The organism is Lacihabitans sp. CCS-44, from assembly GCF_024343735.1.
Classification (GTDB): Bacteria; Bacteroidota; Bacteroidia; order Cytophagales; family Spirosomataceae; genus Leadbetterella.
On the sequence record NZ_RJUE01000005.1, the window covers coordinates 21,344 to 38,133 of the forward strand.

17 protein-coding genes, 4 tRNA genes and 1 pseudogene are annotated in these 16,790 nt (G+C 37.9%); 18 read left to right on the top strand and 4 right to left on the bottom strand.

All coding sequences use genetic code 11. The features are described 5' to 3' along the window. The first annotated feature begins 30 nt into the window (after positions 1-30). The 15 genes and pseudogenes from EGI26_RS21300 to EGI26_RS04380 all read left to right on the top strand — a co-directional run bounded on the left by EGI26_RS21300 (position 31) and on the right by EGI26_RS04380 (position 9,116). Positions 31-592 (top strand): annotated as a pseudogene (locus EGI26_RS21300) (RNA polymerase sigma factor). Positions 593-604: 12 nt separating this feature from the next. After that, positions 605-1,441: a hypothetical protein gene (locus tag EGI26_RS04315; protein ID WP_255076655.1), complete on the top strand. Its 837-nt coding sequence runs from the start codon at positions 605-607 to the stop codon at positions 1,439-1,441. Positions 1,442-1,446: 5 nt separating this feature from the next. Then, complete coding sequence (locus tag EGI26_RS04320) at positions 1,447-2,541, top strand: hypothetical protein (RefSeq protein ID WP_255076656.1); 1,095 nt, start codon at positions 1,447-1,449, stop codon at positions 2,539-2,541. Between the two features lie 408 nt (positions 2,542-2,949). Beyond that, a tRNA-Tyr gene (locus tag EGI26_RS04325) sits at positions 2,950-3,035 on the top strand. Positions 3,036-3,049: 14 nt separating this feature from the next. Next, positions 3,050-3,122: transfer RNA gene (locus EGI26_RS04330), tRNA-Gly, on the top strand. A gap of 13 nt (positions 3,123-3,135) precedes the next feature. After that, positions 3,136-3,207: transfer RNA gene (locus tag EGI26_RS04335), tRNA-Thr, on the top strand. Positions 3,208-3,310: 103 nt separating this feature from the next. Then, the gene (gene tuf / locus EGI26_RS04340; RefSeq protein WP_255050089.1) at positions 3,311-4,498 is read left to right on the top strand and encodes an elongation factor Tu; all 1,188 of its coding nucleotides are present in this window, start codon (positions 3,311-3,313) and stop codon (positions 4,496-4,498) included. 124 nt (positions 4,499-4,622) lie between these two features. After that, positions 4,623-4,859 (top strand): hypothetical protein, encoded by a 237-nt coding sequence (locus EGI26_RS04345; protein ID WP_255076657.1) that lies wholly within the window; start codon positions 4,623-4,625, stop codon positions 4,857-4,859. Further along, positions 4,844-5,158, top strand: coding sequence for a type II toxin-antitoxin system RelE/ParE family toxin (locus EGI26_RS04350; protein WP_255076658.1), 315 nt, complete (start codon positions 4,844-4,846; stop codon positions 5,156-5,158). The genes EGI26_RS04345 and EGI26_RS04350 overlap by 16 nt, the downstream gene beginning before the upstream one ends. A gap of 41 nt (positions 5,159-5,199) precedes the next feature. After that, positions 5,200-6,132, top strand: coding sequence for a sugar phosphate isomerase/epimerase (locus EGI26_RS04355; protein WP_255076659.1), 933 nt, complete (start codon positions 5,200-5,202; stop codon positions 6,130-6,132). Positions 6,133-6,260: 128 nt separating this feature from the next. After that, a complete protein-coding gene (locus EGI26_RS04360; RefSeq protein WP_255076660.1) occupies positions 6,261-7,484 on the top strand; it encodes a TCR/Tet family MFS transporter in 1,224 nt (407 codons plus the stop codon). A 48-nt stretch (positions 7,485-7,532) separates the two neighbouring features. Beyond that, positions 7,533-7,603, top strand: a tRNA-Trp gene (locus EGI26_RS04365). A 41-nt stretch (positions 7,604-7,644) separates the two neighbouring features. Next, positions 7,645-7,836 carry a preprotein translocase subunit SecE gene (gene secE, locus EGI26_RS04370; protein ID WP_255038556.1) on the top strand — a complete coding sequence of 64 codons (192 nt, stop codon included), beginning with the start codon at positions 7,645-7,647 and terminating at the stop codon, positions 7,834-7,836. Between the two features lie 15 nt (positions 7,837-7,851). Further along, on the top strand, positions 7,852-8,403 hold the full coding sequence (gene nusG / locus EGI26_RS04375; protein WP_255050084.1) for a transcription termination/antitermination protein NusG: 552 nt from the start codon (positions 7,852-7,854) through the stop codon (positions 8,401-8,403). 347 nt (positions 8,404-8,750) lie between these two features. Further along, complete coding sequence (locus EGI26_RS04380; RefSeq protein WP_255076661.1) at positions 8,751-9,116, top strand: hypothetical protein; 366 nt, start codon at positions 8,751-8,753, stop codon at positions 9,114-9,116. Between the two features lie 50 nt (positions 9,117-9,166). Here the strand turns inward: EGI26_RS04380 and gldG are convergent, their stop codons facing one another. After that, positions 9,167-10,816, bottom strand: a complete 1,650-nt coding sequence (gene gldG, locus EGI26_RS04385) for a gliding motility-associated ABC transporter substrate-binding protein GldG (RefSeq protein WP_255076662.1) — start codon at positions 10,814-10,816, stop codon at positions 9,167-9,169. A 142-nt stretch (positions 10,817-10,958) separates the two neighbouring features. Between gldG and EGI26_RS04390 the strand changes: the two genes are divergently transcribed. The 3 genes from EGI26_RS04390 to fmt all read left to right on the top strand — a co-directional run bounded on the left by EGI26_RS04390 (position 10,959) and on the right by fmt (position 12,847). After that, entirely contained in the window at positions 10,959-11,375 is a 417-nt protein-coding gene (locus tag EGI26_RS04390; RefSeq protein ID WP_255076663.1) for a cupin domain-containing protein, read from the top strand. Positions 11,376-11,436: 61 nt separating this feature from the next. Beyond that, positions 11,437-11,904: a DUF4293 domain-containing protein gene (locus EGI26_RS04395; protein ID WP_255076664.1), complete on the top strand. Its 468-nt coding sequence runs from the start codon at positions 11,437-11,439 to the stop codon at positions 11,902-11,904. A 13-nt stretch (positions 11,905-11,917) separates the two neighbouring features. Further along, positions 11,918-12,847, top strand: coding sequence for a methionyl-tRNA formyltransferase (fmt, locus tag EGI26_RS04400; protein WP_255076665.1), 930 nt, complete (start codon positions 11,918-11,920; stop codon positions 12,845-12,847). A gap of 195 nt (positions 12,848-13,042) precedes the next feature. On the opposite strand, the gene EGI26_RS04405 is transcribed toward fmt, so the two are convergent. The 3 genes from EGI26_RS04405 to EGI26_RS04415 form a co-directional block, all read right to left on the bottom strand. After that, positions 13,043-14,227 (bottom strand): MFS transporter, encoded by a 1,185-nt coding sequence (locus EGI26_RS04405; RefSeq protein ID WP_255076666.1) that lies wholly within the window; start codon positions 14,225-14,227, stop codon positions 13,043-13,045. Between the two features lie 193 nt (positions 14,228-14,420). Continuing rightward, positions 14,421-15,527 (bottom strand): hypothetical protein, encoded by a 1,107-nt coding sequence (locus EGI26_RS04410; RefSeq protein ID WP_255076667.1) that lies wholly within the window; start codon positions 15,525-15,527, stop codon positions 14,421-14,423. Positions 15,528-15,610: 83 nt separating this feature from the next. Next, complete coding sequence (locus EGI26_RS04415) at positions 15,611-16,789, bottom strand: histidinol-phosphate transaminase (RefSeq protein WP_303626717.1); 1,179 nt, start codon at positions 16,787-16,789, stop codon at positions 15,611-15,613. Between the last annotated feature and the right edge of the window lies 1 nt (position 16,790).

Sequence of the window (16,790 nt, forward strand, 5' to 3'; positions counted from 1 at the left end):
AAATTGCATCTTGAGATTGAAACCGATTATATGGCAAAAATTTTATCACTTTTCGAAACTGAGTACGATTTAGCTAAGGCTCTCGTAAAGGGAGACGCTGATGCACAGCGTATGTTCTACGAAAAGTTTTCATACAAGTTTTTAGCTATTTGTTGCAGATATATCAGTGATAGAATGGCCGCAGAAGACCTAATGGTGGAAAGTATGATGAAGATTTTTGACAAAGTTAGTCAGTTTGGTTTTAAGGGAAGTTTTGAAGGTTGGGCAAAAAGATTAGTTGTGAATGAGGCTTTGATGTATTTGCGAGGAAAAAAAAATGCTAGAAGTGGGGATAGATGAAGTAAACGATTCTTATAATTCTTATGATCAAAGTTTAGATTTTGAGTCCGACGAATTAATGAAACTCATCCAATCGCTTCCAAATGGATACAGGACAGTTTTTAATCTTTATGCTATTGAAGGTTATAACCACAACGAAATAGCTGAAATGCTCGGAATTTCAGAAGGAACTTCGAAATCGCAGCTAAGCAGGGCAAGAGCAATTTTGCAAGAACAATTGACAAAAAATGAGAGGTACGGATATATCGTTTAAAAAAAATTGAATATGAATCCTATAGATGATTTTTTTAGGGAAAAACTCACAAACCAAGAGATGAAACCAAGTGAAAGGGCTAATCAATTGTTTATGAGTAAATTAGAAAACAAAAAAAAGAAGAGGATTGTGCCTTACAGGTACTTTGCTATGGCCGCTTCATTCTTTATTGTTTCTTTGGTAGGTGTGTATTTTTACAACAAGTCAAAAGTTTCTAATGATACTTTGGCTTTAACCATACCAAGTTCGGACGAGGTTATTTCTCCTTCCAAAACGAACGAAATGATCGGCAAATCTGATGAAAATATAACTGAAGTAGTTCCATTAATTAAATCTGAGAGCACAGTAATTAAAGAATTTTTAATTCTAAAGCCAAATGAAGTAATTGCATTGGCGGTTGTGCCAAGTGAAAGGGTTGATAATGTTAATGAGCAAAAAGAAATTAGTTCGACGAACACCAATTCTAAAGTAGGAATTGATTCAAAAACAGTATTGGCCAATAAGGCGGAATTTAAAAGTGAAAACATAGAAGAAACCTTGATTTTTCTTACACCTATATTAGCTATGAATCAATTGAACACTTTTGGGGGGAATCCTAAAATTTTGGAGAATTCTAATAGTATTGTAACTACAAGTTCTGACGAATATTTTTCAGATGATAAATCGCTCGTAACAAGAGTTTTGGATGAGGTGAAGAATTTGAAAAAGGGCGAAAAAGTAGATTTTAACAAGTTGGGATTCAAGCCTATTGAGGAGTTGACCTTAGACAAAGAAGGATTTATAGTGTCAGAAACAAACCAAATAAAAGACAAAATAAACTGGATAAAAGCAAGATTAAACAACAATTAACAATTATGAAAAAGTTATTATTAATTACATTACTCACTGGATTTCAAGCATTTGCTTTTGGATATCCCAAAGACACCACCATTATTGAATTCAACGATAAAGGCACGAATAACAAGGTGAAAGTCATAACTGGAAACAATAAAACCATTGAGTTGCCCAAGTCTTTGAATTTGGACAATGTATTGAAAGCAGTTGGCGTAGATTCCAACGAACGAGAGCGTGCCTTGATTTTGATAACAAAAGGTGGCGATAAAAGAGATACTCTACTAGTGTTCTCGAAAGAGGGTCAAAGAATCAAAATCATTACCAAAGACATCATTTCTAAAAAAGACACGACCATTAAGGAGACAGAACAACAAATGGAAAGACGTATTGAAAAAGAGGTGGAAGATGAGATTGAATCTTTTGAGGACGACCACGGAGATCATAAAGAGCATGGAAACCACCATGATAAAAAACAAAAAACACCGAAAGAGAAGAAGTTCTTTTCAAAAAGCGACTTTGGCATATATGTGGGGCTAAATAATTTTGCACACGCCAATGAATCGAAATCGCCAAATGAACTCAACAGTCTTCGCACATGGCAGTCGAGGTATGTGGCTCTTTCTTTGAGGAAAAATGCAACCTTACTTAAAGGAAAAAAAATGGACTTGGCCTTTAGTTATGGCCCTGAAATAGCCTGGTACAACTTCATGCTTCAAAACAGCAACGTGGCACAAGAAGTAGAAGTTGGCGGTAAGACAAAAGTGGAGTTTGTGAAAAACACCAAAGAAACTGAAAAGAGCAAGCTGGTGATGCCTTATTTGAATTTTCCGGTATTGTTAAATTTTGGATTCAAAGAAGATAAGTTTAAAATCGGACTCGGTGGCTACGCAGGATATAGAATTGGAGGATACAGCATGGAAAAGTATTCTAAAAGAAGTGAGAACAAGGTAAAAGGTAGTTACGGACTCAACGATTTTGTGTACGGAGTAACCGCCGAAATTGGTAAAAAGAACGGAATGACGCTTTTTGTGAGATACGACATGAACAAACTTTTCAAGGAAAACCAAACCAGCTTTAATGATATACAAGCATTTAGTGTAGGTTTTAGGTTGTAAAAACTTCAGAAAACCAAGCAAGAAAGGGCGAATAGCCCTTTCTTGCATTTTAGACCTTAAATCTCTTTCTTGATTAAAAAAACGCTTGATTTGGGCATTTCTCGTTGGTTTTTATTATTTGAACAATATTCAATATTGTAAGCTGATAAAAGTATCAAGGACGTATTTTTAGAATTCAGAATCAAACAGCGAATATTTACATTTTAGAAGATGTAATATTAAAATACTTTCATCAGTTGCACAACTATTCTAAATCCTTATAATAAGGCAAATATTGATTTTTTGAAGGGAAGAAGACGGAAAATCTGAAATTTTATCAAGAAATTTTTTGTGAAAGTTTTGTGGTTCTAAAAAAAGATTCTACTTTTGCATCTCCTTTCGAAAAGGGTGTGTTCTTTGAGAGTATTTGGGGGTGTACCAGAGTGGCCAAATGGGGCAGACTGTAAATCTGCTAGCTTACGCTTACGGTGGTTCGAATCCATCCGCCCCCACCAATAAAAGTGTTTAAGCGGGAGTAGCTCATTTGGTAGAGCGATAGCCTTCCAAGCTATAGGTGGCCGGTTCGAGCCCGGTCTCCCGCTCTAATTCCATAAAGCCTTTGTAGCTCAGTGGTAGAGCACTTCCTTGGTAAGGAAGAGGTCGGCAGTCCGATTCTGCTCAAAGGCTCAGCACTGATTTTGAATGTGGAAAGATTTTCGAGTAATTAGAAGTTCTGATTACTCTTTTTTAGTAAAAACAATTTTGAACAACATAAATTTTATCAAATAAAATGGCAAAAGAAAATTTTGACCGTAGTAAACCTCACGTAAACATCGGTACAATCGGTCACGTTGACCACGGTAAAACTACATTGACAGCTGCTATTACTTCAGTTTTGGCCAATAAAGGTCTAGCTGCGGTTAGAGATTTCTCGTCAATTGATAATGCACCTGAAGAAAAAGAGCGTGGTATTACAATCAATACTTCTCACGTGGAGTATCAGACTGCTAATCGTCACTACGCACACGTTGACTGTCCAGGTCACGCTGACTACGTTAAAAACATGGTAACTGGTGCTGCCCAAATGGACGGAGCCATCATCGTGGTAGCTGCTACAGACGGTCCAATGCCACAAACTCGTGAGCACATCCTTCTTGCTCGTCAGGTAGGTGTTCCTGAGCTTGTAGTATTTATGAACAAAGTTGACTTAGTTGATGATCCAGAATTACTTGAACTAGTAGAAATGGAAATCAGAGAGTTACTTTCATTCTACAAATTCGACGGTGACAATATTCCTGTGATTCAAGGTTCAGCTCTTGGTGGTTTGAACAACGAGCCTCAGTGGGTTGCTAAAATCGAAGAATTGATGGAAGCTGTTGATACATTTATTCCGCTTCCTGCTCGTGCTACTGACAAGCCATTCTTGATGCCAGTTGAGGACGTATTCTCAATCACGGGTCGTGGTACTGTAGCAACAGGTCGTATAGAAACTGGTATCATCAACTCTGGTGAAGCAGTAGATATCCTTGGTATGGGAGCTGAAGGTCTTAAGTCAGTAGTAACTGGTGTTGAGATGTTCCGTAAAATCCTTGACAGAGGTGAAGCTGGTGATAACGTAGGTCTTTTGTTGAGAGGTATCGACAAAGAGTCTATCAAAAGAGGTATGGTAATCTGTAAGCCAGGTTCTGTGAAGCCTCACACTAAATTCAAAGCTGAGGTTTACGTTCTTTCGAAAGAAGAAGGTGGACGTCACACACCATTCTTTAACAAATACCGTCCTCAGTTCTACTTCAGAACTACTGACGTAACTGGTGAGATTTTCCTTCCAGAAAATGTTGAGATGGTTATGCCTGGTGATAATATCACTATTACTGTAAACTTGATTAACGCTATTGCGATGGACAAAGGTCTTCGTTTTGCGATACGTGAAGGTGGACGTACAGTAGGTGCTGGTCAGGTAACTGAAATCCTTGAGTAATCGATTAGATTAATCATATTATAAGAAAGCACTCCAGAAATGGGGTGCTTTTTTTGTGTATATAGCATCTATATTTGATTTATTAGCTTCAATTTTTTACATTTGATTTTAATAATTGATTTTTATGACTTCTTTAGAATTGAAAACCAGAGTTAAAAGTAAGATTGATAGCATAAGGGAAGATTCTCTTTTGAACGAAATTTTGGATTTAATTGAATTTGAAGATGGTAATCAGCTTGTTGCAACTTTTAGCCAGTCACAAATTGACGAAATAGAAATTTCAAGGAAGCAAATTGAATCTGGTAATTTCATTTCCCACTCAGATTTAAAGGAAAAATTTGTTAAATGGCAAAGCAAATAGTTTGGTCGGAATCTGCCATCAAACAGTTTAACGAAATCTTAGAGTTTTGGGAAGAGCATAACAATTCGGATGCCTACAGTTTAAAATTATATTCTAGAATTACTTCCGCAATAGAGAAAATGAGCCATTTTCCTGAAATGGGGAAACCATCAAATTTGCCCTTTGTTAGAATTAAGATTTCTGAGAAATATCTTATAGTTTACGAAAACCACGAACTTGAAATAAGAATTTTGGCAATTTGGGATTCGAGGCAAAACCCTGTTAAGTTTGAAAAGCTTCTTATGAAACATAAAAACTAAAATTCTTTTAGTATATTTCTGTAATTATTCAACCCATAAAAATGAAACGTAGAGATATTTTAAAGACAGTTCTCTCAGGAGCTGCAGTTACCTCAATTAGCATAGACAGCTTTGCTGCCAAACCCAAGAAAAGCAAGCACAATTTCACGTTTTGCTTAAACACCAGCACCATTCGTAAACAAAACATTGGTTTAATGGCCGAAATCGAAACGGCTGCCAAAGTAGGTTTTGATGGGATAGAAATCTGGATGAATACTTTAGAGAAGTTTGTAAAAGATGGAGGAAAACTTTCTGATGTAAAGAAAAAATCAAACGATTTGGGTATTGTGATTGAAGATTCTATTGGCTTTGCCAAATGGATTGTTGATGACGAAACAGAAAGAGGTAAGGCCATGGAACAGCTCAAGCGGGAAATGGATATGTTGGCTCAGATTGGTTGTAAACGCATTGCTGCTCCACCTTTCGGTGCAACAACAGGTGCTGATGTTGATCTTAAAAAAGCTGCGGAACGCTTTAATAAAGTGGTAGAATTGGGCAAGGAAATGGGTGTTTTACCACAACTAGAACTTTGGGGATTTTCTAAAAACCTCCATTTGTTTGGTGAAACTTTGTTTGTAGCCGCAGAAAGTGGTCATCCTGATGCCATAATTTTACCGGATGTTTATCATCTTTTCAGAGGAGGTTCACCTTTTGAGGCTCTGAGTATGATTGCTGGGAAGAAAATGCAGATGTTCCACATGAATGACTTCCCTGCCAATGCCGATAAAAACACAATCACAGATGGAATGCGTGTTATGCCGGGAGATGGAGTGGCTCCTTTCAAGGAAATTTTAGGTATTTTGAATAAAAAAAATACGCCAATCGTACTCTCTTTGGAGATTTTCAATGAAGATGTTTGGAAAATGGACACTTTGGCTGCTTGTAAAATGGGGATTGATAAAATGAGAAAAGTTGTAAACGAAGCATTAGTCTAATAGGTCGGTTTTAATCTTTTTAGTTTCGATATTTTATGCAGAATAAATGTTATCGGACCTAGTTTAGAATTTTCTTATTCAATCCAATTTCCTGAATTTTCGTATCTTTGTAGGATTAACCCATATTTATGTCGGACAAAAAGAACTCAAAGGCTATATTTTTCATCCTCGTAACTGTACTCATAGACGTTATTGGCATCGGTATAATTATTCCTATAATGCCAAGTTTGTATCAAGAGCTTACTGGAGGAACAGTAAGCGAAGCCTCCCAATATTCTGCCTATTTGGTTTTTATTTATGCTTTGATGCAGTTTATTTTTTCACCAATAATCGGTGGTTTGAGTGATCAATACGGTAGAAGACCAGTGCTGTTGATGTCTCTTTTTGGTTTTGGCTTAGACTTCATCTTTTTGGCATTGGCTCCAAATATCGGTTGGCTTTTTGTTGGTCGTATTATCTCAGGAATTGCGGGAGCGAGTTTTACTACGGCTAATGCTTATATTGCTGACATTACTGAGCCAGAAAAACGAGCTCAAAGTTTTGGTATGATAGGTGCTGCATTTGGACTAGGATTTATCATTGGGCCATCCTTAGGGGGTATTTTGGGTGAATATGGGACTCGCATTCCGTTTTGGGTTTCGGCTGGTTTAGCCCTTCTCAATTGGTTGTATGGCTATTTTATTTTACCGGAATCTTTATTGCCAGAAAACCGAAGAAAGTTTGACATCAAAAGAGCGAATCCAATCGGAAGTTTGTTGAATCTAAAAAAATATCCTTACGTTTTGGCATTGGTTTTGTCTTTGTTTTTAGTGAATGTGTCAAATTTTGCTACTCAAGGCACTTGGTCCTTCTATGGAATTGAGAAATTTTCATGGTCAAAGTTAGAAGTGGGTTTATCCCTAGGTTTTGTAGGATTGATGGTAGCCATAGTTCAGGGAGGTTTAATCAGGGTTATTATTCCAAAACTTGGCCAGGAAAAGTCATTATTCTTAGGTTTGGCCATAAATGCATTGGGTTTAGCCGCTTTTGCGTTTGCATCTTCTTCATGGATGATGTACGCCATTATGGTTCCATTTGCAGTTGGTGGGTTGGCTGGCCCAGCTTTTCAAGGAATTATCTCTAATCAAGTAGGGAAAAATGAGCAAGGGGAATTACAAGGAGGTTTGACAAGTTTGATGAGCATTGCCGCTATCGTTGGTCAGCCGTTGATGTTGGGTTTATTTAGAACATTCACCAAAGAAAATGCACCTATCTATTTCCCTGGGGCACCGTTTTTGATGGGTGGATTGCTGTCTTTGATAAGTTTATTATTGGTTTTTAGGACAATTAAGAAAGAAAATTTAAAGGATTAATTGCTCTGACAAAAAAAATAAACTAAATTTGCAGCCCGATTGATATAAACAGGTATAGTTTAAAGGTAGAACTACGGTCTCCAAAACCGTCGGTCTGGGTTCGAGTCCTAGTACCTGTGCAAAAAATGACAAGAGAATTGTCTGAAAAAAATAAAGAATTATGAATAGTTTAGTTCAGTTTGTAAAAGATTCATGGCATGAGGTTACCAATGAAGTTCATTGGCCTAAAATGAGTGAATTACAAGCAAGTGCCACGCTCGTGTTGATTGCATCTATTATATTTGCTTTAGTAGTAGGTAGTATTGACTTTTTGATTGATAACGCCCTTAGATTGTTATATCAATCAATATAATTATAAATTCCCATCATGAGTGAATTCAATTGGTATGTAGTAAGAGCGGTTTCTCAACAAGAGAAAAAAATCAAAAACTACATTGAGAATGAGGCAGGTAGAAGAAAATTGACGGATTTTATTCCTGAGATTATGATACCGTCTGAGAAAGTTGTTTCTGTAAAAAACGGCAAGAAAACTGTTAGAGAGAAAAATTTCTTCCCTGGGTATATATTGGTGAATGCAGACTTGAGTAATGGAGAGGTTCTTCACTTAATCAAGAGTATTCCTGGTGTAATCGGTTTTTTAGGTAAAAACGGTGGTGCATCTATAGAGCCTGAGCCTTTGAGACAATCTGAAGTGAATAGAATTTTGGGTGTTCAAGAACAAAATTCTGAGGAAAGTGTTGATTCAGGCGTATCGTTTGCAAAAGGGGAGTCTGTTAAAGTTGTGGATGGTCCATTTAATGGCTTTGAAGGAACTGTAGAAGAGGTATACGACGAGAAGAAGAAACTAAGTGTAAGCGTAAAAATCTTTGGAAGAAGCACTCCAGTGGAGTTGGGATATCTTCAGGTAGAAAAGATGTAATACTGGTTTTTAAAAAATATTGGAAGAGCCGATTCATAAGAGTCGGCTCTTTTTGCGTTTTATACCTTTGAATTCTTCAGTATCGCTGTTTTTGGTTATTAATTCGTTGAGTTTTTTGCTAAAGTTTTCGGTCTAATATTTCTTTTAACCTTTCTTAACATATCCAATGCAACGTTTGGGGGCTTTATCACATCTATCATTCAAAGCTATTACAAGATAATTACCGTTCACATAAACCAATCAACCACTAATGTATAAATAGTACCTTGTAGTACATAGTACTATTACATTTGTATCGTTAATTAAATGAAAAGCTATTACAATTAAAATTTAAAAAAAGTACAATTATGAAAAAGCTAGTTAAAACATTCGCGTTGTTGTTGTTCTCAGTTTCACTTTCTATGGCTACTCCAAAGCCACAAAGTTTTAAAGTTGGTATGTACAATGTTCAGAACTCTCACTCGCTAAAAGTTTTCGTTGAGAAAGAAAAAGGGGATAATCTGAAAGTAGAGTTGAAGGACAAAAACGGTTCGGTGATGGTGACCAAATATGCTGATAAGAAAAGCGACAAAGCTGCTTACTGCTTCGATTTGGCTCAATTGGATTCTGGTACCTACCAGCTCGAAATTACCAATGACAAAGAGGTTTTTGTGAAAGACCTTAACGTTGTAAACACCGAGAAAGTGGAAGTAGAGAAAAAAATTATTTTATAAGTTTAGGTAATAAAAAGTACAGAGGGCAGCCATTGGCTGCCTTTTGTATTTTATGCCTGAGCGTATTTATTCTTGATATAATAGAATCTCAAGAAACCAAATAACACCAATAGGACCAATGGCAAAACTATATTAATCAGCTGCCATTTAGTTTTCTGATTGCTGATTTTCAACTTATCCAATGGCCTTAATCCTACACTTTTTGATTTTGCTGTAAGTAAACCTTGCTCATCCAATAAATAATTCAAGGTATTTATCACAAAGTCTTGATTACCATATTGATGTTGCGAGAATCTGTCGAATCCCATAGGATAGGGGTTGCCGGTTTTTCTGTCAATTTCGTTTACAATAATATCTCCATCAGAGCAAACCAATATTTTTGTTGGAACCGAAGTAGTTTTTATTTCTGAATTTGTAAAACTCTTTTGAAGTATAGACTTAAAAGTTCCCTCTATCAAATAAGCGACAGCTTTTACTCCACCCTGATATTCAGCTTCGTCTGTGTCTGTGCGAGCCTCATTATAGGTAATTAGAGCCGGAGCATTCAATACTTTGGTATATTGTGAAGTCAATAAAAGTGGTGTCTTTTTCAAGCCATCGTTGCCATTTACAGGGTCTATACTTGCCGTAAATTTCGTAAAAACCATGTCTATGTTTTTGGTAATTAGGCTATTGCTAAAGTTGTTTATCAATGGGAAATAACGATATGGCATAGGTTGAATATTGGGCTTGTCGCCCATATTGCCTACTACCATCGGTATGATGGCCGCATTTAATCCATCTTTAACAATGTTTTTATTTATTCTAACTCCGTATTTAAAAAGCATGTCATCAAGATTGACATCTAATGGTTGGGCAAAGGAGCCTTCCAAACCCACAGAGTCTACTTTGAGGCCATCCACAAAAAATAGAACACGACCACCATTCATGATGTACTGGTCAATTTTGGCTTTTGTGCTGTCGTCCACCGGTTTGTCGGGTTTTGGAACAATAAGTGCGTCTAAACCTGCAAATGATGGCGACTTTTTGGAATCAATGATGTAAAGGTCGTAGTATTCTTGAAGTGTATTGATTAATCCCGCGAAGTTTATAGGTTGTAAATTGGTAAATTCGGAAAGTAATCCTACTTTTTTCTTTTTGGTGTTTGTAAGTTTCTGAATGGCTGTTGCCAGTTCATATTCTACATTTTCGTAAGACTGATTGAGCTTCGTTTGTGAATCTTGGGCTAAATTGGCCTTTAAGAGCAAAACCGGAACTTCTTTGTTTTGATACCAAATGGTGGCGTAAGGAAAAACCAGATTCTCGACTTTTTTACCGTCTTCTTTAGCAAAAATATTAGTAGGCTGCATGCCTTTTGTTACCAATTCTTTGAAAAGTGTATTGCGTTCTTCTTCTGAGCCATCGTAAGGGTTAATGAACTGATAATCAATATTGTCTTTGCCAAAATATTTGAACTCTACCAAAGTTTCCTTTACGGCTCTTTTTAGCCTTTCAAAACCTCCTGGTAGGCCTTCGCCATCGAGATAAACTTTTATGATGACTTCGTCATTGAGGTTTTTAAGGAGATTTTTGCTTGATTCTGAAATAGAATATCTTTTGTCGGCAGTTAAGTCTGCTCTGAAATAAACCCAAAAACCTAAGATGTTGAGTGCTATTATGGAGAGAATCAGAATAATATTGTTTTTCAATATTTTGCTCATTCGGTAATTTAAATTTGACCTAAAATTACGCTAAATTTGGCTAAAAATAAAGTTAGAAATGCAATCGGCGGATTATTGGATAGAAAAACTCGGCATGGAAGCTCACCCAGAAGGTGGTTTTTTTTAAGAAACGTATAAATCTTTGGAAAGTTTTGGTCATGAGGGCCTTCCTGAAAGGTTTTCTGGAGCACGGGCTTTTTCTACTGGCATTTATTTTTTGTTAAAAAAGGGTCATTTTTCGGCATTTCACAAAATAAAATCTGACGAAATGTGGCATTTCTACGAAGGTTATCCTATGGAAATTTGCTATATAGATTCAGACGGAACATTGAATTTTATAAAACTGGGTAGAGATTTTGAAAAAGATGAAGTTTTTCAAGCTGTAGTACCTGCCAATTGTTGGTTTGGGAGTTATTTGCCCGAAAACTCAGACTATGCTTTGGTAGGTTGCACCGTTTCGCCAGGTTTTGATTTTGAAGATTTTGAAATGGCCGAAAGAGACGAATTGCTAAAACTTTATCCTGAATTCAGCGATATTATCTTGAAATTGACCCATTAATCAAATACTTTGTTCGAATACTGAATCTATATATTAATTTTGCAAATATTTAAATTTTGATATGTTACAGAGAGTTCAATCCGTTTTGTTGTTGTTAACAGCCTTAGCACTAGGCGTATTTTTAGGTACAAATTCGTTTGTGAAGGCCATAAGTCCGAGTGAAAAAGTTGTGGTGAATCCATATCATGTTTTTCATCAAACAGGCAATTTGGCGAGTTTTAATAAAGACATTTATTACGTGGCTGTTTTGGGTGGCTTGGCCCTGATTCTCACAGTTTTTACTATTTTTCAGTATAAAAATCGTATCCGTCAGATGCTTTTTGTGGCTCTGAATTCTTTACTGATAGGTGCGGCATTGGCCATCACGGTTTATCATATCCAAACAGACGCCATAAAACTGGGCAGTGGCGAAGGTACCTACGGCTTGGGCATGTGGGCTGCTTTTGTGGCCTTGGCTGCCAATTGGTTGGCCAATAGATTCATCAAAAAAGACGAAAAGTTGGTGAAGGATGCCGACAGAATGCGTTAAAATCTAGAAATAAATGAGAATTATATTTATGGGTACGCCTGACTTTGCAGTGGCTACTTTGCAAAGATTGGTGGAAAATGGCTTTGAGGTAGTGGCTGTCATAACTGCCCCTGATAAGCCCGTGGGGAGAGGCCAAAAAATGAGCGAGTCGCCCGTAAAGAAATACGCAGTTCTGCAGGGAATACCTGTTTTGCAGCCTGAAAAATTAAAGAATAAGGCTTTTCTGGAAGAACTGGCCACTTATCAAGCCGACCTTCAAGTGGTGGTGGCTTTCAGAATGCTGCCTGAGTCAGTTTGGGCTATGCCAAAAATGGGTACTATAAACCTACACGGTTCTTTGCTGCCACAATACCGTGGTGCTGCTCCCATCAACTGGGCGGTTATAAATGGCGAAACCATAACAGGTGTAACCACTTTTTTCATTGAAAAGGAGATAGACACGGGCAATATTATTTTTTCTGAAAACATAGAAATCAAAGCTACGGATACTGCTGGAGATTTGCACGACCGCATGATGTGGATTGGAGGCGATTTGATGGTGAAAACTGTAAAGGCCATACAATCTGGAGTTTATCCTAGTCTGAAGCAAGATTTTTCGCAAGAATTAAAACCTGCTCCGAAGATATTTAAGGAAACTTGCAAAATAGATTGGCAGAAAGATGCTAAAACTATATACAATTTTGTGCGAGGTTTAAGCCCTTACCCCGCTGCATGGACAACTTTAGATGGTAAAGTTTTGAAGATTTTTGAAACAGAAATTGTTAGTGAAGAATTACCAGAATTATTAGACAATCTGAAATTTGAACATTTCATACTAAAAACCGATCACAAAAAACATCTACTCATTCAAACTTCAAACGGCTACTTAGCCATAAAAAGCCTTCAACTCGAAGGCAAAAAACGAATGACTACTGAGGAGTTTTTGAGGGGCTATAGGTTTTAGATAGGTTTTTGACAATCTTTCAAGTTCAGCAAGAGAAAAAGCGGATTGAAAATCCTTACTATATCACTTCTGGATTGTCCTGCAGAACATCCCGGACAGCGGATTTATGTTATCCAAAATCAAAAAGATACCAATTTATTGAAAATCCAAGAGCCTATGGAAAATACAACGATTTAAAACTAGTATTAGGAGCCATCACCGAATCGCCTTAATCCTACTCACCAGCAAACTTATCATCAAACCAAAAACGGCGATCAGTAAGTAAGAAATACGGAGATTGAAGACTTCCGAAACGTAGCCAATCATGGGCGGGCCTAAAAGAAAGCCGAGATAGCTGATGCTGGAAATGGAGGCTAGGGCTGTACTGGCAGACATATTTTTATGTGTTCCGGCCAAACTGAATACAGTTGGAATATTGGTGGATATACCAAAACCAACCAATAAAAACCCAAAAACTGCGGTGGGAATATAGGGGAAAATAACGGCTATCAATAAACCCACGGCTATCATAACACCGTTGATTTGCATCATTTTTTTCTTTCCAAACTGTGCGGTGAGTTTGTTGCCAATAAACCTGCCAGTAGTCATCATCACCATAAAACTGGCATAACCCAAAGTCACCCAACCGCCGGTTGCTCCCACAATGTCTTTAAAATATACACCACTCCAGTCAAACATGGCTCCTTCGCAGGACATGGCAAAGAAACCAATTACGCCTAACGAAAGTATGAAACGGTCGGGTTTTGGAAAGAGTTTTGTCTTTTCTTGTCGAACGCTCACTTCTTCCAAAAGGTATTTTGAATTGAGCAAAGTAGCTCCTATGGATATAGCCGCAACAAGGATGAAATGAAACAAAGGGGAAACCTGCAACACGCCCATCAAAAGTCCGATGAGAGCTCCTGCAAATCCTGCCAAGCTCCACGAGCCATGAAATGAGGCCATTATGGGGCGGCGATACATTTTCTCGGCCGTTATGGCTTGTGTGTTTATAGAAATATTGCTTAAGTTTCCTGAAATTCCGAAGAAAAATAAGGCTAGTGCCAACTGAAATGGACTGGTTGCCAAAGCTAGAGCAATCATAGCCAGAGCGTATAAGGGAGGACCAAAGTACATAATTTTTTTGCTGCCATATTTTCCGGCCAAATAACCTGAAAAAGGCATAGTGAGCATTTGTCCAGCCGGAAGGGCAAAAAGTATAGAACCCATGGCTCCGTCGGAAAGTTGCAAGGCTGTTTTGATATCTGGTATTCGGCTCGCCCAAGATGCAAAACACAAACCTTGAAAGAAATAAAATGCCGAAACGGCCCATCTAATTCGAGATCGGGTAGATTCGATGTTGGTGGCGAGCCCTCTGTCTAATTGTTGACTTGCTATTGTCATGGTTTCCAAATGCTAAAGTGTACACAAAATTAATTCTTAGCTATTTGTTTTATGCCAATAATCACGCCGAATGTTCGGACTTTTGGTTTATATCAAATTGATTATGAGAATGTTTATATTTTGTGCGGATAAAAAATCTGGTTTGAGAAACAAAAAGGGCTTCCAGAATTGAATCCAGAAACCCCTTATGATTTCAGTTTTTAGCGATTGTATTTGAGAAGCGAAGTGAAAGTTTATTGATAAAGATGGGAATTACAGATATGGCAATCATGCCGATACCCATATATATCATGGTGGAGCTATGAGCAAAGAATGTTCCAAACGATAATATACCTAAGATAAGTCCTGATGAAAAAGGTAGCGAAAAGGCTAAAATCAAAACGGCAAATTCTATGTCGAACGTTCTTTTTTCTTTGGTTATATCGAGTTTATCTTCTTTGAGATTGAAAGCCGAAATGTGTGCAAATGGCCAAAAACTGGCCGAACTCAGTGGTACCACTAGGGCCAGCAACATGAGGGTTGGGTCATTGATGCCGAGCAGGGTAATCAGGAGTGCACTGAATAAAATACTTATGCCAGCCCTAAAAAACAACAGGGAAACGATGACTCTTTTTTGGCTTTGCTTTAGCTCTACTGCCAAGCCAATGAAAAGCAGAATAAGCGGGGTCATCATGGCACTGGTTTTGTCGAATATGTCGGTGATGAGTGTGGGTAGGCTTTTATAACTGACATTAAATACCAAAAGTACTATGGCTACTATCATTATGGAGTTGATAGGTTCTTTTACCATGCTCATCAGTAGGCTTTTAACTTTTGTCCAAGCATTTGCATTTTCGTTTTTGTTTATTTCCAGAAACATATTCAGGGCAATAATATAGAGGAAAATAAGCACAAAAAACTTGTTGCCTACGTCTGCCATGGCTGCCAAGGCGAGGCTCTTTTCTCCCAAAAACTCCGCAACAAACGGAAAGCAAGAAAGTCCAGGTGCCAATGAGGGCATCAACATCTTGATGGTTCGGCCTCTCGAAGAGTTTTTGTCGATATTGAAAAAACCTAATATTGGTGGAATGAGAAAATACAAGAAGAAGTTGAAGACCACCGTAATGAGCGGCACCATAGCTAAGGTGGAGTCAAGCGGAATTTTCATCAGGGCAATAAAGATGGTTGAGGGTAGTGCCACTGTAAGCACCATTTCTTTGATACCGCCCACCATGTCTTTGTTTTTGTATTTTGCTTTCAGGAATATCCCGAGCAAGATTAGAAAAATAAGCGTTAGAGATTTTTGTAATGCTTCGTTCATCACTGACAGTCTTAAAGGTGTTGTTGAAGTATCGAGCCGCGACAATGGCCGCAGCTCGAAATTTTTGTTTTATAGGAGAAGGGTTAACTTAATTCTGCAAATCCTTTGGTGAACATCTTCATTTCGTCCATGGTACCAATACTTACTCTGCAGTAGGTCTGGTTTTGGATGTCGAACGATCTCACACCTACGCCTTTGTCTGCCATCTTTTTGAGCATTTCTTTTCCGTTCATTTTTATTGGGAAAAGGATGAAGTTGGTATAAGAAGGAATATAAGTATAACCCATTTTGGTGAGTTCACCGTATACATATTCTTTGGCTTCGGCATTGAGTTTGATGCTCATATCTTGGAATTCTTTGTCGTCAATAGCAGCAGTGGCACCCAAAATAGATGTCAATGAAATACCCATTCCGCCTCTTGTTATTTTATTGATAGACTCCAAGAAGCTTGGAAGAGCTGCCATATAACCTACTCTGATACCAGCCATTCCCATTACTTTGGAGAATGTACGGGCTATGATAACGTTTTTCTTTTGACCCAATAATGAAACCATAGATTCTGTCTGACCAGCGGCCAATTCTAAATAGGCTTCGTCTATGAAAATCGGCACTTTTTCAGAAACTCTTGAGCAGAAATCAAAAAGTTCTTTTGCTGAGGTTAAGCTACCCGTAGGGTTGTTTGGATTACAGATGTAAACCAATTTGGTGTCTTTGTCTATGGCTGCTTCCATGGCTGGTAAGTCGTGCGACCAGTCTTTTTTGCATGGCACGGCTTTCCATTTGGCACCAACAGACTCTGCAACTCTGATAAGCGACATATAAGTTGGGTCGGCCGAAACGATGTTTCCACCATTCATAAACAATACAAGAGCTACTTTTTCCAACAAATCAGATGATCCAGGTCCCATCATGATGTGGTCAGCAGGCACGCCTTCTTTTTTCGAAATTTTTGCAACCAAGTCAAACATTTCTTTCCAAGCATAACGATTGCCGCCCGCTACGGACTCCTTGATGGCGGTTTGAGCACTCATCGGAGGTCCGTATGGGTTTTCGTTAGAATTTAACTTGGCTTTGATTATGGGGGCGGGGTTTATAGATTCGTCTAAGAAGTGTTCACGCATATATGGGCTGTAAACGATCCTATTTTTAGCATCAACCTTTAATGTAGTGGCTGCAAATGCACCTTGCATAAGGTGAGGAGCTATGCCCAATCCACCCAAAGTTAGCAAGCCATTTTTCAATAAATTACGTCTGTTCATCATT

Excerpts from the sequence above, each read along its gene's own strand:
- EGI26_RS04315 (WP_255076655.1), top strand. The coding sequence starts at position 605 with ATGAATCCTATAGATGATTTTTTTAGGGAAAAACTCACAAACCAAGAG.
- EGI26_RS04320 (WP_255076656.1), top strand. The coding sequence starts at position 1,447 with ATGAAAAAGTTATTATTAATTACATTACTCACTGGATTTCAAGCATTT.
- tuf (WP_255050089.1), top strand. The coding sequence starts at position 3,311 with ATGGCAAAAGAAAATTTTGACCGTAGTAAACCTCACGTAAACATCGGT.
- EGI26_RS04345 (WP_255076657.1), top strand. The coding sequence starts at position 4,623 with ATGACTTCTTTAGAATTGAAAACCAGAGTTAAAAGTAAGATTGATAGC.
- EGI26_RS04350 (WP_255076658.1), top strand. The coding sequence starts at position 4,844 with ATGGCAAAGCAAATAGTTTGGTCGGAATCTGCCATCAAACAGTTTAAC.
- EGI26_RS04355 (WP_255076659.1), top strand. The coding sequence starts at position 5,200 with ATGAAACGTAGAGATATTTTAAAGACAGTTCTCTCAGGAGCTGCAGTT.
- EGI26_RS04360 (WP_255076660.1), top strand. The coding sequence starts at position 6,261 with ATGTCGGACAAAAAGAACTCAAAGGCTATATTTTTCATCCTCGTAACT.
- secE (WP_255038556.1), top strand. The coding sequence starts at position 7,645 with ATGAATAGTTTAGTTCAGTTTGTAAAAGATTCATGGCATGAGGTTACC.
- nusG (WP_255050084.1), top strand. The coding sequence starts at position 7,852 with ATGAGTGAATTCAATTGGTATGTAGTAAGAGCGGTTTCTCAACAAGAG.
- EGI26_RS04380 (WP_255076661.1), top strand. The coding sequence starts at position 8,751 with ATGAAAAAGCTAGTTAAAACATTCGCGTTGTTGTTGTTCTCAGTTTCA.
- gldG (WP_255076662.1), bottom strand. The coding sequence starts at position 10,816 with ATGAGCAAAATATTGAAAAACAATATTATTCTGATTCTCTCCATAATA.
- EGI26_RS04395 (WP_255076664.1), top strand. The coding sequence starts at position 11,437 with ATGTTACAGAGAGTTCAATCCGTTTTGTTGTTGTTAACAGCCTTAGCA.
- fmt (WP_255076665.1), top strand. The coding sequence starts at position 11,918 with ATGAGAATTATATTTATGGGTACGCCTGACTTTGCAGTGGCTACTTTG.
- EGI26_RS04405 (WP_255076666.1), bottom strand. The coding sequence starts at position 14,227 with ATGACAATAGCAAGTCAACAATTAGACAGAGGGCTCGCCACCAACATC.
- EGI26_RS04410 (WP_255076667.1), bottom strand. The coding sequence starts at position 15,527 with ATGAACGAAGCATTACAAAAATCTCTAACGCTTATTTTTCTAATCTTG.
- EGI26_RS04415 (WP_303626717.1), bottom strand. The coding sequence starts at position 16,789 with ATGATGAACAGACGTAATTTATTGAAAAATGGCTTGCTAACTTTGGGT.